The organism is Brevundimonas sp., assembly GCF_032017145.1.
Lineage (GTDB): Bacteria > Pseudomonadota > Alphaproteobacteria > Caulobacterales > Caulobacteraceae > Brevundimonas.
Window position 1 is genome coordinate 1 of record NZ_DALZQC010000030.1, and the last position, 14,419, is coordinate 14,419.

General features: G+C 66.8%; 15 protein-coding genes. 10 read left to right on the top strand and 5 right to left on the bottom strand.

Annotation, left to right across the window (positions count from 1 at the left end):
• The 5 genes from RTU05_RS07165 to RTU05_RS07185 all read left to right on the top strand — a co-directional run.
• The coding region (locus tag RTU05_RS07165) for an HlyD family secretion protein (protein ID WP_312596950.1) at positions 1-472 on the top strand (472 nt) is incomplete at its 5' end.
• The gene (locus RTU05_RS07170; RefSeq protein ID WP_312596952.1) at positions 469-2,079 is read left to right on the top strand and encodes a DHA2 family efflux MFS transporter permease subunit; all 1,611 of its coding nucleotides are present in this window, start codon (positions 469-471) and stop codon (positions 2,077-2,079) included. The genes RTU05_RS07165 and RTU05_RS07170, both read left to right, overlap by 4 nt.
• Positions 2,079-2,711, top strand: coding sequence for a TetR/AcrR family transcriptional regulator C-terminal domain-containing protein (locus tag RTU05_RS07175; RefSeq protein ID WP_312596954.1), 633 nt, complete (start codon positions 2,079-2,081; stop codon positions 2,709-2,711). Before RTU05_RS07170 ends, RTU05_RS07175 begins: the two co-directional genes overlap by 1 nt.
• A 47-nt stretch (positions 2,712-2,758) precedes the next feature.
• On the top strand, positions 2,759-3,532 hold the full coding sequence (locus RTU05_RS07180; RefSeq protein ID WP_312596956.1) for a creatininase family protein: 774 nt from the start codon (positions 2,759-2,761) through the stop codon (positions 3,530-3,532).
• A gap of 32 nt (positions 3,533-3,564) precedes the next feature.
• Positions 3,565-3,999, top strand: coding sequence for a phasin family protein (locus RTU05_RS07185; RefSeq protein ID WP_312596957.1), 435 nt, complete (start codon positions 3,565-3,567; stop codon positions 3,997-3,999).
• Between the two features lie 336 nt (positions 4,000-4,335).
• On the opposite strand, the gene RTU05_RS07190 is transcribed toward RTU05_RS07185, so the two are convergent.
• The 3 genes from RTU05_RS07190 to ftsY all read right to left on the bottom strand — a co-directional run bounded on the left by RTU05_RS07190 (position 4,336) and on the right by ftsY (position 6,607).
• Complete coding sequence (locus RTU05_RS07190; RefSeq protein ID WP_312596959.1) at positions 4,336-4,950, bottom strand: MarR family transcriptional regulator; 615 nt, start codon at positions 4,948-4,950, stop codon at positions 4,336-4,338.
• Positions 4,951-5,049: 99 nt separating this feature from the next.
• Positions 5,050-5,670, bottom strand: coding sequence for a septation protein IspZ (locus RTU05_RS07195; protein ID WP_312596961.1), 621 nt, complete (start codon positions 5,668-5,670; stop codon positions 5,050-5,052).
• Between the two features lies 1 nt (position 5,671).
• Complete coding sequence (gene ftsY / locus RTU05_RS07200) at positions 5,672-6,607, bottom strand: signal recognition particle-docking protein FtsY (protein ID WP_312596963.1); 936 nt, start codon at positions 6,605-6,607, stop codon at positions 5,672-5,674.
• A gap of 118 nt (positions 6,608-6,725) precedes the next feature.
• Between ftsY and RTU05_RS07205 the strand changes: the two genes are divergently transcribed.
• From RTU05_RS07205 to RTU05_RS07225, 5 genes are all read left to right on the top strand, one after another.
• Positions 6,726-6,938, top strand: a complete 213-nt coding sequence (locus RTU05_RS07205) for a ParD-like family protein (protein ID WP_312596965.1) — start codon at positions 6,726-6,728, stop codon at positions 6,936-6,938.
• Positions 6,935-7,702, top strand: coding sequence for a type I methionyl aminopeptidase (gene map / locus RTU05_RS07210; protein WP_312596967.1), 768 nt, complete (start codon positions 6,935-6,937; stop codon positions 7,700-7,702). Before RTU05_RS07205 ends, map begins: the two co-directional genes overlap by 4 nt.
• A gap of 309 nt (positions 7,703-8,011) precedes the next feature.
• Positions 8,012-10,054, top strand: a complete 2,043-nt coding sequence (locus RTU05_RS07215; RefSeq protein ID WP_312596969.1) for an NAD(+) synthase — start codon at positions 8,012-8,014, stop codon at positions 10,052-10,054.
• Between the two features lie 204 nt (positions 10,055-10,258).
• Positions 10,259-10,483: an alkylphosphonate utilization protein gene (locus tag RTU05_RS07220; protein ID WP_017506643.1), complete on the top strand. Its 225-nt coding sequence runs from the start codon at positions 10,259-10,261 to the stop codon at positions 10,481-10,483.
• Between the two features lie 45 nt (positions 10,484-10,528).
• Entirely contained in the window at positions 10,529-11,644 is a 1,116-nt protein-coding gene (locus RTU05_RS07225; protein ID WP_312596971.1) for a GTP-binding protein, read from the top strand.
• Between the two features lie 60 nt (positions 11,645-11,704).
• On the opposite strand, the gene RTU05_RS07230 is transcribed toward RTU05_RS07225, so the two are convergent.
• Both RTU05_RS07230 and RTU05_RS07235 read right to left on the bottom strand, forming a co-directional pair.
• Positions 11,705-12,760 carry a 1,9-bis(guanidino)-5-aza-nonane synthase gene (locus RTU05_RS07230; protein WP_312596973.1) on the bottom strand — a complete coding sequence of 352 codons (1,056 nt, stop codon included), beginning with the start codon at positions 12,758-12,760 and terminating at the stop codon, positions 11,705-11,707.
• Positions 12,761-12,974: 214 nt separating this feature from the next.
• A complete protein-coding gene (locus RTU05_RS07235; RefSeq protein WP_312596975.1) occupies positions 12,975-14,240 on the bottom strand; it encodes a type III PLP-dependent enzyme in 1,266 nt (421 codons plus the stop codon).
• Positions 14,241-14,419 lie beyond the last annotated feature (179 nt).

The window sequence follows — 14,419 nt, forward strand, 5'->3', positions numbered from 1 at the left end:
CGCGCTGGAGCGCACCGTCATCCGGGCGCCCGCCGCCGGCGTCGTCGGCGCCCGCAGCGTGCGCCCCGGCCAGTTCGTCAACGCCGGCACGCAACTGCTGTCCATCGTGCCCCTGACCCACACCTATATCGTCGCCAACTTCAAGGAGACGCAGCTGGACAAGGTGCGCCTGGGTCAGGCGGTCGAGATTTCGGCCGACGCCTTCCCCGGCCGCAAGATCCAGGGCCGGGTCGACAGCTTCGCCCCCGCCACCGGGTCCGAGTTCGCCCTGATCCCGGTGGAGAACGCCACCGGCAACTTCACCAAAATCACCCAGCGCGTGCCGGTGCGGATCGTGGTCAGCGGCGACGACCGGAACCTGGCCCTGCGTCCGGGCCTGTCGGTCGACGTCAAGATCGACCTGAAAAGCCAGGGCGGCCAGAGCTTCGCCGAGGCCGCGACCGGGACCGTGGGCGGAGCCGCAGGCCAGTGACCGCCGCCGCCCCCGCCGCCGACGGCGGGGCCCCCGCCACGTCAAAGGGCCCCGTCGCCGGCCATCCCGAGATCAACTGGACCATGCTGCTGCTGGGGTTCGCCGGCATGGTGGTGGGCCAGTTCATGGCCATCCTGGACATCCAGATCGTCGCCGCCTCCCTGCCGCAGATCCAGGCGGGGGTCGGGGCCTCGGCCGACGAGATCAGCTGGATCCAGACCGCCTATCTGATCCCCGAGGTGGTGATGATCCCCCTGTCGGGGTTCCTGTCGCGCCTGTGGGGGACGCAGAGGCTGTTTCTGGCCTCGTGCGCCGGCTTCGTGCTGATGAGCGTGGCGACGGGCCTGTCGTCATCCATCGACATGATGATCCTGTTTCGGGCCATCCAGGGTTTCGTCGGCGGGGCCATGATCCCGACCGTCTTCGCCGTCGCCTTCACCGCCTTTCCGCCGGACAAGCGGGTCACGGCCAGCGTGGTCATGGGTCTGATTGTGACCCTGGCCCCGACCGTGGGGCCGACGCTGGGCGGGCACCTGACCGAATGGCTGAGCTGGCGCTGGCTGTTCTTCATCAATGTCGGGCCGGGGCTGATCGTGCTGTTCCTGGTCGGCCGTTATGGGAACTTCGACAAGGGCGATCCGTCCCTGGCGAAGGGGTTCGACTGGTGGGGCCTGGGCCTGATGGCGGTCTTTCTGATGTCCATGCAGTTCGTGCTGGAGGAAGGGGCCAAGAACGACTGGTTCGACGACACCCATATCCTGCTGCTGACGGTGGTGGCCGCCGTCGCTGGGCCGATCTTCGTGTGGCGGTCGCTGACCTATCGCCAGCCGATCGTGGAGCTTCGCGCCTTCGGCAACCGCAACTTCCTGGTCGGTTTCATCATGACCTTCATCGTCGGGTTCGCCCTGTTCGGCGGCACCTTCCTGCTGCCGCTGTTCCTGGGTCGGGTGCTGCACTATTCCTCGTCGGAGGTGGGCACCACCATGGTCGTCTCCGGCCTGGCCATGTTCGCCACCGCCCCCTTCGCCGGGCGGCTGGTGCGCAAGATGGACGCGCGCATCCTGATGTTCGGCGGCTTCATGATGTGCGCCTGGGGCATGTGGGAGGCGCGGCTGGTCACCGAAAACTGGGGCTTCTGGGAGTTCGCCTCGGTCCAGGCGTTCCGGGGCATAGGAGTGATGCTGGCCATGATCGCCTCGCAGCAGGTGACGATGGCCACCCTGCCGCCGCATATGGTCAAGAACGCCTCGGGCCTGGTCAATCTGGCGCGCAACGTCGGGGGCGCCTTCGGCCTGGCCATACTGAACACCAGCCTGACGTCAAACACCGCCCTGCATATGACCGAACTGACCAGCGCCATCGGCCAGGGCGACCAGGCGGTGCGCCAGATGCTGGCCGGCATGACCCAGCGGTTCGCCGGAACCATCGACCCGGCGGCCTCGGCGATGAAGGCCATCTATGGGATCCTGCAACGGCAGGCGACGACCATGGCGTTCGGCGACGCCTTCGCCCTGTTGGGCGTCATGTGCGCGGGCGCGGCCTTCGTCACCCTGTTGGCCCAGCCGGTGAAGGCCCAGGCCGGCGCCCCGCCGTCGGACGCCCACTGATGGCGCGCCGTCGCGGGCAGGTGGACGAGAAGAAGAGCGAGGCGATCCTGGACGCCGCCGCCGCCCTGTTCGCCGACAAGGGGCTGCAGGCCAAGATGGACGAGATCGCCAAACTGGCCGGGGTGTCCAAACAGACGGTCTATAACCGCTTCGCCTCCAAGCTGGAGATCGCCCAGGCCCTGGCCGCCAAACGGGTGGAGGACATCGTGGCGCCCCTGCGCACCGCCGACGATCCGCAGACGGTGCTGGAGACCCTGGCCCTGACGCTGCTGAACCGGGTGTGCAGCGCCGACAAGGTGGGCTCGATGCGCGGGGTCGCCCTGATCTCCACCGAGGCGCCCGAGATCGCCCACGCCATCTACGAAGCCGGACCGAAACGCAGCCTGCGCGAGGTGGCGGCGTGGCTGGCCGAACAGACGCGGCTGGGCCGGCTGGATGTCGCCGATCCCGAGCAGGCGGCCGAGATGTTCTCGGGCCTGGTGCTGGGCCACGGCCATCTGCGCGCCATGCTGGACGTGCCGCAACTGGCGCCCGAGAAGCGTGCGGCGCGCGCCAGGGAGGCGGCGCGCATCTTCGTGGCCGCCCATGCCCCCAAATCGTCCCCCGCTCCATCGCTTCAGGCGACTTCCTGATCCGGGCGCGCTAACGTCGGCGCGTATCGTAGAGTGAAAGCCCGCCCATGCTGATCCACCTGTCCTCCTGGCCCGAGATCGACGCCCGCCTGAACGACGGCGGCGCGCTGTCCAAGACCGTGGTCGTGCCCATCGGCTCCAACGAACAGCACGGCCCGACCGGCCTTCTGGGCACCGATTGGCTGTGCCCCGAGATCATCGCCCACGAAGCCGAGAAGACCGACGCCGACCTGATCGTGGCGCCCACCTTCAACATCGGCATGGCCCAGCACCACCTGGCCTTCGCCGGCACCATCAGCTTGCGTCCCTCGACCTTCATGGCCGTGATCACCGACTGGGTGTCGTCGCTGAGCTGGCACGGGTTCGAGCGCATCTATTTCCTGAACGGCCATGGCGGCAATGTCGCCACCATCGAGGCGACCATCTCGGAAATCTACGCCGAGTGGAGCTTCGTCGAGGACCGGCCGCCGTTCATTCTGAAGCTGAAGAACTGGTGGGACCTGCCGGGCGTGAACGGCCTGTGCAACCGGCTGTTTCCGACCGGCCACGGGATGCACGCCACCCCGTCCGAGATCGCCGTGACCCAGGCCGCCTATCCCGACCGGATCAAGACGGCCGACTATTCGCCGCAGATCGCGCCGAACGGGCCGATCCGCGACGCCCTGGACTATCGCGCCCGCTTCCCCGACGGCCGCATCGGCTCGGACCCGGCCCAGGCCAGCCCGGAGAAGGGCCGGCAGATCATCGAGGCGGCGGTCCCCGCCCTGCTCGGCGACGTCGCGGCCTTCGCCGCCGAAGTCCAGCCGGAGGTCGCGCTCTGAGCCGCCGGGCCCCTACGGTCGCGGACGCCGCCTTGGTCGGGGCCGAACTGCTGGCCGCCTCCGCCGAGGTGATCGCGGCCCGCACCGGCCGGATGGCGCAGGGCCTGACCAGCGCCAAGGGACAGGATTTCAAGGAGCTGTCGCTGATGAGCTCGGAAAAGGCCGAGGCCCTGTCCGCCTCGGCCGGGGCCGTGACCGCCAGCGCGGGAGCCATCAGCCAGCGGCTGGGGCGGGTGGCGATGGACGAGGGCGCCCATGCGCTGCGGGCCGCCGCCGCAGTCACCCAGGCGCGCACCCCGGCCCAGGCGGCCGAGGTGCAGGTCCGCTATGCGATGGGCTGGTGGAGCCGGGCGGCGGCCCAGGCCCTGACCCTGAACGACGAACTGCTGAAGGCCCAGGCCGAGGCGATGGCCCCCATCCACAGGACCGCCGTCGCCAATGCGAAACGGCTGCGGCGCAAGTTATAGACGCCATTTGGCTCGTCATCCTCGCCCTTGTGGCGAGGATCCAGACTCCCGGTGATTGGGCGATCATCTCACGCTTCGCCCACAGGGATTCTGGATCCTGGGGGCTCAGGCTAATCGACATTCAACTCTAAACCGTCATTCCGGGGCGTCCGAAGGACGAACCCGGAACCCAGGGGGCGCGCATCCGGCGCCGGATGCGTTCAGCAGCGCGACCGCAGCCCTGGGTTCCGGGTTCTTCGCTTTGCTCAGCCCCGGAATGACGATCTGACAATTCGACCGACTGAATGTCGATTGAACCTAGCCCCAGGATGACGGTGGAGAGGATAACGCCTCCCGTCAGACCGTCTCGACCAGCTTAAGCTTGGGCTTCTTGATCTTGGCGGGCTTGGCCGGGCGGTCGGCCTTGCGCGCCGCCTTTTCAGCCTTCTTGGTTTCCTTCTCGGCCGCCTTCAGCGCCTTCTTGGCGGCCTTGGCCTCGGCCTTGGCGGCGTCAGGCGCGGCGTCGGCGGCGGCGGCCAGTTCGGCCAGTTGCGTCAGGAAACTCTCCCGCTGCCCCTTGGGCAGCAGAGCCATGATCCGCTTGTCGGCGGCCTCGACCAGCGGGCGGGCGGCCTCAAGCCGGGCGGCCCCTTCCGTGGACAGACGCACGGCCTTGGCGCGCGCATCCAGGGTCGAGCGTTCGCGTTCCAGCAGGCCCTTGGCGGTCATGCGCGTGACCAGATCGGCCAGGGTCGAACGGTCGATGCCGGTCATGCGGACCAGTTCGGTCTGGGTCAGACCCGCCTTCAGGGACACGGCCTCCAGCACGGCGAACTGACGCTGGGTCAGGCCGTCAGGCCCCGTCTCCTCGGCGTAGATGTCCAGCGCGAGTTGCAGCGCGCGATGCATCAGATGGCTGGGCGAGGCGCCCAGCGGCCCGACCCTGCGCCCTGACTTACCGGCCTTCACCATCGCACGGCTCCCCAAAAGTTTCGTCCGAACACGTATCAGCTCAGCTTTACGATTTGACGGGAAAAGCGCGTCGATTCCGTGACAGTTCCGCTTGCGGTTCTACAATCCCGTATCCGGCGAAACCGGCGCGGGCTCCTCGTCCTTGATCATATGTTTCATGATGAAGAAGACCTGCCATACGCCGAAGACGGCCGAGGCGATCCACAGCCCGCCGCGGAAGGCGACCCAGGCGTCGTCCGACTGGGTGCGCCAGACGATCTCGTTCACGAGGCACACGGCCGCGAAATACAGGCCGTAGCGCAGGGTCAGGCCGCGCCAGCCGCGGTCGGTGATCTTGATCGCCTCGCCCAGCAGATATTTGAACGGATAGCGGTTAAGCGGCAGGGAGCCCAGCAGCACCGCCGCCAGCAGCCCGTTCTGGATCGACAGCTTGATCTTCAACAGGTCCGGGTCGTGGAACAGGATGGTCAGCACGCCGAAGATCAGGGCGAAACCGCCCGTCAGCAAAGGCAGCGGCGCCAGGCGCTTCTCCACCGCATAGCCGACGATCAGCGCGATCAGGGACGCGCCGACCAGAACCCAGGTCGCCTGGACCAGGGCCTCTTGCCCGTCCAGGCCCCGCGCGAAGCGGTTGACGGCATAGGCGGCCATGAAGGCGACCAGGGCGCCGAAGTCGACGGCCTGACGGATGTTGGAAGCCTTTTTCGGCGTGTCGGTCATGTCAGTCTTCCAGTCCCACCAGCGAGCGGGAGAAGGCGCGCGCGTCGAAGGGTTGCAGGTCCTCCACCCCCTCGCCCACGCCGATCAGCATCAGGGGGGCGTCCGACGCCTGGGCCACCGGCACCAGCACCCCGCCGCGCGCCGTGCCGTCCAGCTTGGTCATGACGACGCCGGTGACGAAGGCGGTGCGGCCGAAAATCTGTTCCTGGGCCAGGGCGTTGCGGCCCACGGTGGCGTCCAGCACCAGAAGCGTGTCGTGCGGCGCCTCGGGATCGACCTTTTTTAGCACGCGGACGATCTTGAGCAGTTCGTCCATCAGGGCCGACTTGTTCTGCAGCCGCCCGGCGGTGTCGATCAGCACCACGTCGTAACCTTCGGCCCGCGCCTTCTGATAGGCGTCGAAGGCCAGGCCGGCGGCGTCGGCGCCGTCGCGACGGCTTTCGAAATCGGCGCCGGCCCGTTCGGCCCAGACCTTCAACTGCTCGCGCGCGGCGGCGCGGAAGGTGTCGCCGGCGACGATCATCACCCTGGCGCCCTTGCCCGTCAGGTCGGCGGCGATCTTGCCCAGCGTCGTGGTCTTGCCCGAACCGTTCACACCCACGAACAGGACGACATAGGGTTTGGGCCCGCTCAGCGGATCGAAGGTCGCCTGGCGCGGCGACAGTTCGGCGGCGACCGCCTCGGCCAGGGCCTCCTTGACCTCGCGTTCCGGCGCGTCCTTGCCGAACTTCAGCGCGCGAAAACGTTCGACGATCCGGGCCGAGGCGGCGGGGCCGAGGTCGCTTTCCAGCAGATGTTCCTCCAACTGCTCCAGAGACGCCTCGGAGAGGGGTTCCTTGACGAAGGTGGCGACGACCTGATCGGTCATCTGTTTGGAGGAGCGCGAGAGCCCAGCGGACAGGCGCTGGAACCAGCCCTTTTTCGGCGTGTCGGTCATGCGATGGCTTTAGCGGGGGCGAGGGCGGACGTCATCCGCATTCGCAAAAAGAGGCGCTTGCGGCGGATCGCCGACAGAATATATGTTACGCATACGTTTCATATAGTCGAGATCAGGCATGGGCATCGTCAACATCGAGGACGAACTGCACGAGCAGCTGCGTCGGGCCGCCAAGGCCTCCTATCGCTCCATCAACGCCCAAGCGGCCTTCTGGATCAGGATCGGCATGCTGGGCGAGACGAACCCCGGCCTGACGTTTCAGGAGCTGGTCGCGCGCGAGCTGAAGGCGGCGGGCGTGGCGGCGACGACGACGACGGGCGCGGCGGCGTGACCAAGACGCCGCAGGAGATCGAGCTGATGGCCGCCTCGGGCCGGCTGCTGGCCTCGGTCTTCACCCATCTGGACGGGATGGCGCTGGAGGGGATGATGACGCTGGAGATCGACGCGCGGGTCGAGCGGTTCATAGTCGACGAGCTGAAGGCGCGCCCGGCCAGCAAGGGCCAGTACGGCTATGGCTTCGTGCTGAACAGTTCGATCAACCAGGTCGTCTGCCACGGCATGCCCTCGGCCGACGACGTGCTGAAGAGCGACGATATCGTCAATCTGGACATCACCCTGGAGAAGGACGGTTTCATCGCCGATTCCTCCAAGACCTATCTGATCGGATCGGTGGGGCCTCAGGCGCGCCGTCTGGTCCGCACCACCTATGAGGCGATGTGGAAGGGCATTCGCGCCGTGCGGCCCGGCGCGCGCCTGGGCGACATCGGCTTCGCCATCGAACGCCATGCCAAACAGGCGGGCTATTGCGTCGTGCGCGACTATTGCGGGCACGGCATCGGCCGCGAGATGCACGAGGAGCCGCAGGTGCTGCATTTCGGCCGGGCGGGAACGGGCGTCACCCTGCGCGAAGGCATGACCTTCACCATCGAGCCGATGCTGAACCAGGGCGTCCGCACGGTCCTGACCGAGGACGACGGCTGGACCGTGGTCACCTCGGACGGAAAACTGTCGGCCCAGTTCGAGCACACGGTGGCGGTGAAAAGGGACGGCGTGCGCGTGCTGACCCTGCGCCCGGACGAGACGCCGGGGCGTTAGGTTCGACTGACGTGCGTTAGGATTGGCCACCTCCGTCATTCCGGGGCTGAGCGAAGCGAAGAACCCGGAACCCAGGGCCGCAAGCGCCGCACCAAACGCATTCTACCGCCGGATGCATGCCTCCTGGGTTCCGGGTTCGTCCTTCGGACGCCCCGGAATGACGTAACTAGGCTGAATGTCGATTGGGCCCAGGCGGGATAGGCCTTCGGCTCGGTCTGCGCCTCGCCTTGGCGAAGGCGATTCCGTCCCTTCGTCTTTCGCGCCTATATGAGGGCCAGGGACCGGCGAGGCCGGGCGCAGGACGATCCGATGACCGATGCTTCTTCCTTCTTCTCGCCCAAGACCCACGGGTTCGTGCGCGTGGCGGCGGCGACGCCCGTGGCGCATGTCGGGGATCCGAAGGCGAATGCGGGCGAGCATCTGGCGCTGATCCGCCAGGCGGGCGAACAGGGCGTGGACCTGATGGTCTTTCCCGAGCTGTCGCTGTCGGCCTACGCCATCGACGACCTGCATATGCAGGCGGCCCTGCTGGAGGAGGTGGAGCGGCAGATCGCGGTCCTGGCCGAGGCGACGGGCGGCGCCGATCTGGTCGCCGTGGTCGGGGCGCCGATCCGCAGCGGAGACGCCCTGTTCAACTGCGCCGTGGTGATGGGCGGGGGCGAGGTTCTGGGGGTCGTGCCCAAGACCTATCTGCCCAACTACCGCGAATATTACGAGAAACGCTGGTTCGCCCCGGCGACGGCGCGGACCGAGGACGTGGTCCGGCTGAACGGCGAGACGGTGGATTTCGCGCCGGGCCTGATCTTCGAGGCGGCGAATCGGCCGGGCTTCGTCTTCGCCGTCGAGATCTGCGAGGACTATTGGGCGCCCCTGCCCCCGTCCACGCGGGCCGCGCTGGCGGGGGCGCGCATCCTGCTGAACCTGTCGGCGTCCAACATCGTCATCGGCAAGGCGGACGAGCGGGCGATGCTGAGCGCCAGCCATTCGGCGCGCACCCTGTCGGCCTATGTCTTCGCCGCCTCGGGCTGGGGCGAGAGCACCACCGACCTGGCCTGGGACGGGCAGGCGACGGTTCACGAAATGGGGTCGAAATTGGCGGAAGGCGAGCGGTTCGCCCTGGACAGCCACCTGACCCTCGCCGATGTGGACGTGGACCGGATCGGGCTGAATCGGCTGCGGAACGGCACCTTTTCCGAATGCGCCCGGAACGAGGGCGACGCGGCGACCGTCGTGCCCTTCCTGGCGCGCGAGGACCATGAGGCCAGCGACCTGATCCGGCCGCTGGACCGGTTCCCCTTCGTGCCGGACGACGCCGCGCGGCTGGATCAGGACTGCTATGAAGCGTTCAACATCCAGGTCCAGGGGCTGATGCGCCGGATGACGGCGACGGGCGCCAGGTCGCTGGTGATCGGGGTGTCGGGGGGACTGGATTCGACCCAAGCCCTGCTGGTCGCCTGTCGCGCCTTCGACCGGCTGGACCTGCCGAGGACCGGCATACTGGCCTATACGATGCCGGGGTTCGCGACCTCGGACGGGACCAGGTCCAACGCCTGGGCGCTGATGACCGCGCTGGGCGTCACGGGGGCCGAGATCGACATCCGCCCCGCCGCCGAACAGATGTTCCGGGATATCGGCCACCCCTATGCCGAGGGTCAGCCGGTGCATGACATCACCTTCGAGAACGTGCAGGCAGGCCTGAGGACCGACTATCTGTTCCGGCTGGCGAACCAGAACAAGGCGTTCGTCCTGGGGACCGGCGACCTGTCGGAACTGGCGCTGGGCTGGGCCACCTATGGCGTCGGCGACCATATGAGCCACTACAACGTCAATGGCGGGGTGGCGAAGACCCTGATCCGTCACCTGATCCGCTGGGTGGCGACGGGCGATCTGATCGGCGGGGAGGCGCGCGAGACCCTGCACGCCATTCTGGACACCGAGATCTCGCCCGAACTGGTGCCGGCCAAGGACGGTGTGATCCAATCGACGGAAGGGACCGTCGGCCCCTATGCGCTGAACGACTTCTTCCTGTTCTACATCAGCCGGTTCGGGATGGCGCCGTCCAAGGTCGCCTTCCTGGCGCATCAGGCCTGGGGCGACGCGGGCGCGGGCGACTGGCCGGCGAACACCCCCGAGGACGAGAAGATCGAATACGATCTGGCGACGATCAAGGGCTGGTTGCGGAAGTTCCTGATCCGCTTCTTCCAGACCGCCCAGTTCAAGCGATCTGCCCTGCCGAACGGGCCAAAGGTCGTGACGGGCGGGTCGCTGTCGCCACGCGGCGATTGGCGGGCGCCGTCGGATGGTTCGGCGCGGGTGTGGCTGGATGAGCTTGAGGCAAACGTGCCGGATTGATTGTCTCCTCCCCGCTTTGCGGGGAGGTGGCTCGAAGCGTAGCGGAGAGACGGAGGGGCTCTTGGCTGTGCAGCGTGAAGAACCCCTCCGTCACGGCGCTCAAGAAGCGCCGCGCCACCTCCCCACGATGTGGGGAGGAGACCGTGTCCAATAGCCATATATTTAGCATGGATATTCGCCCGACCCGACGCTAGAACCCCCACCATGACCGACGACGTGACCAAAGACTCCAACGGCAACATCCTGGCCGATGGCGACAGCGTGACCCTGATCAAGGACCTGAAGGTCAAGGGATCGGGCGGGGTGACGCTGAAGCGCGGGACCCTGGTCAAGAACATCCGCCTGACCGGGGATCCCGACGAGATCGAGGCCAATGTCGAAAAGGTGCGCGGCCTGGTCCTGCGCACCGAGTTCGTGAAGAAGGCTTAAGGCTCCCTCTTCCCAAGCGTGATGTCAGCCGCCATCTAGCGGCCTATGACCGACACCCTCGCCGCCCCCGCCTCCTCCGCCGCAACGAACGGCAAGATTCCCGTCACCGTGCTGACCGGCTATCTGGGGGCGGGCAAGACGACGCTGCTGAACCGCATCCTGACCGAAGATCACGGCAAGCGCTACGCCGTGATCGTCAACGAGTTCGGCGAGATCGGCATCGACAATGACCTGGTGGTCGGCGCCGACGAAGACGTGTTCGAAATGAACAACGGTTGCGTCTGCTGCACCGTGCGCGGCGACCTGATCCGTGTGGTCGCAGGCCTGATGAAGCGCCAGCGCCCCGGCAAACCCGCCTTCGACGCCATCATCGTTGAGACGACGGGCCTGGCCGACCCCGGTCCGGTGGCCCAGACCTTCTTCGTCGACGAGGACGTCAAGGCCAAGACCCAGTTGGACAGCGTCACCACCCTGGTCGACGCCAAACACGTGATGGCGCGACTGGACGATTCCAGGGAGGCGCGCGAACAGGTGGCCTTCGCCGACCGGATCATCCTGAACAAGGTCGATCTGGCGACGGCGGACGAACTGGAGGCGGTCGAGGCGCGCCTGCGCGCACTGAATCCGCTGGCGCCCATCGTGCGGGCCGAACGGTCGAACGTGCCGCTGGATCAGGTGCTGGGCCTGGGGGCCTTCGATCTGGAGCGCATTCTCGAGGTTAAGCCGGACTTCGTGAACCCGCCGCATGGCGCGGACGGCCATGTGCACGACGAACATTGCGGCCACGATCACCACCATCATGACCACGACCACGGGCATGACCACCACCATCATGATCACGGCGCGAGGGGCCACGCCCACCAGGACGACATCAAGGGGATCTCCCTGTCGCTGGACCGCCCGCTGGACGGCGCCAAGTTCACCGCCTGGTTGGACCGGTTGCTGGGCGAGCAGGGGCAGAACATCCTGCGCGCCAAGGGCATCATCGAGGTGAAGGGCGAGGACCGCCGTCTGGTCTTCCAGGCCGTTCACATGATCCTGGAAGGCGACCTGCAACGCGAATGGGGCACCGCCGAACGCCGCTGGAGCCGCGCCGTCTTCATCGGCCGGGATTTGGACGAAGCGGCGCTGCGGGCCGGGTTTGAGGCCTGCGCGGCCTGATCCCACTATTGCTGAATCAAGAAAGGCCGGTGGAGCGATCCACCGGCCTTTTTGTTTGGCTCACGCCCTGTCGAACAGCTTGTTCCAACGGCGCTTCTCGCGAGCCTTCCAGGCGCCGCGATGATAGGCGTCGGAGCCGATCAGGGGCACGACGGTGGTGGCCTCGGCGAAGACCATCTGTTCGTGGGTCGTCTGGACCTTGCCCCAGGAGGCGGCCTCTTTCAGCGTGGACGACGAACAGGCGCCGTCGCGGACGTCGGCGACGGTGATCTGGACCGCATAGCGGTGCATCTCGGCCTCAACGCCCAGGATTTCGGCGCAGACGACCGTGTCCTGGGCGAAGTTTTTGGGCACGCCGCCGCCGACCATGAACAGGCCCGTGACGCCCGCCGCGATCTTGATGTCGGTCAGTTCGCGGAAGTCGGCGATGGCGTCCAGCATCAGATAGGGCTGGCCGGCGGCCGCACGCTCCTTCTGGTGCTTGACCAGGCCGAAGCCGGCGGACGAGTCCACAAAGGCCGGGCAGAAGATCGGCACGCCCTCTTCATAGGCGGTCTGGATCAGGGAGCCGGGCTTCTTGGCGTTGCCCTCCGACAGCCACTTGCCCATTTCCCAGATGAACTCGCGGCTGGAATAGCCGCGTGGCTCCAGCCGGTTGGCGATCTCCAGGATGGTGTGATCGCAGGCCTGAAGCTCTTCCTCGTCGATATAGGTGTCGTAGATGCGGTCGATGTAGTTGTCGCGCAGGACGTTGTCGTCCACTTGGCCGGCGGCCTGATAGTGTTTGAAGCCCAGGGCCTCGAAGAAATCCATGTCCACGATGGAGGCGCCGGTGGCGACCACGGCGTCCACCATGCCGAACTTCACCATGTCGCGATAGACGTCCATGCAGCCGCCCGCCGAGGTCGAACCGGCCAGGATCAGCCAGGGCGAGCAATCCGCATCCTCGATGGCCATCGAGAAGATGTCGGCGGCGCGGGCGGTGTCGCGGCTGCTGAACGACATCTTCCGCATCGAGTCGATGATCGGACGGGCGTCGAAGGACGTGATGTCGACGTGCTCGACGACGTTCTGCAGCAGCTGGGCCTTGGTGTTCGATTGAACGGGAGCGTTCATTTCGGCGGTTTCCCTGTGATTTGAGCGCCCGTCGAACAAGCAGACGTGCCGGGACGGAGCGACCGACAGGACCGATAGACGCCCAACCTTGAGCCGTCACTCTCGGACTTGATCCGAGCGTCGGAGGTTCCGCCGTGCTCTCCTCGCAAGGGTAACGCACAGCGGCCGATCCTCGGGTCGAGCCCGAGGATGACGGATATGAGGTGCGGGCGCCCTACTTCCGGCGCGACTTGCGCTGACCGGCCTTGCCCTTGGGACGCGACAGGCGAACGACCTTGCGTGCGTTCTCTTCCGCCGTGGTGCGCACGGTGGGGATGGAGCGCGGCGCCAGACCGTAGAGCGAGGCCATCGGGGCGTCCTCGACTACAGCGATGTCGTGTTCGCCATAGCCGTTGAAGCCGGTCGACATGGCGACGCCATAGGCGCCCAGCATGCCGATCTCGATGAAGTCGCCTTCGCGCACATCGGTCGGCAGCCAGAAGGGGCCCGGCATATGGTCGATCGAGTCGCAGGTCGGACCGTAGAACTGGAACGCCTTCAGATCGCCCGACGCCTCGCCGTCCCGGACCAGCTTGGTCGGGAAGGGCCAGCGCGAATGGGTCGCGTCGAACAGCGAGCCGTAGGAGCCGTCGTTCAGATACAGGACGTCGCCCTTGCGCAGATCGACGCGGGCCAGGATCGACGAGGATTCGGCGACCAGCGCCCGGCCGGGCTCGCACCACAGCTCGGTCGTTTCAGACACCGGCATCTCGTTGAAGCCGCGATGGATTGCGTCGGCGTATTCGCTCATGTCCGGCGGGACCATGCCCGGATAGACCGACGGGAAGCCGCCGCCGACATCGACGATATCGACGATCACGCCCGCGCGGCTGATCGAACGGCCGACCTGGGCCATGGCCGCCTGATAGGCGGTCGGGCGCATGCACTGCGAACCGACATGGAAGCTGACGCCCATCAACCCTTCCTTGACCGCCTGGCGGGTGGCCAGCAGCAGGGCGGGGGCCTGATCCGACGACACGCCGAACTTGCCCGACAGGGTATAGGCGGCGCCGTCCGCCGACACGGCCATGCGCACGATCAGGTTCAGGTCGTCGGCGCCGCCGGTGGCGTCGAGGATCTTGTTCAGCTCTTCCACGCAATCCAGCGAGAAGGTGCGGACGCCGTGATCGAAATAGGCCTTGGTGATCGCAGACCGGCTCTTGACCGGATGCATGAAGGCCAGGCGCACGTCATGGCTGACCGAACGGACCAGTTCGATCTCGGCGATGGACGCCACGTCGAAGGCGCGAACGCCGGCCTCGACCAGGGTCTCGATGACCCAGCGCGAGGGGTTGGCCTTCACAGCATAGAAGACGTCGGCTTTCAGATTATCCTGGAACCAGCGCGCCGCTACGGATACCGAACGCGGCCGCACGAGGGCGACGGGACGTTCAGGAGGCCGCTCACGGACCAGGTCCAGGGGAAGTTGGTACGTGCGCAATTCACGTAACCCCCTGCTAATTGTTAACCCAGACCGGCGTTAGCAGCGCGTAACGGTTAGACCTACGGGGTCCGCCGGAGAGCGCGATATGGGGGCTGTGGACTGTCATGTAAAGCGGTAATTTCATGGCAGGGCCTGGGTTTGATCGGACCGGGACTGTCACAAATGTCCGTCCACCC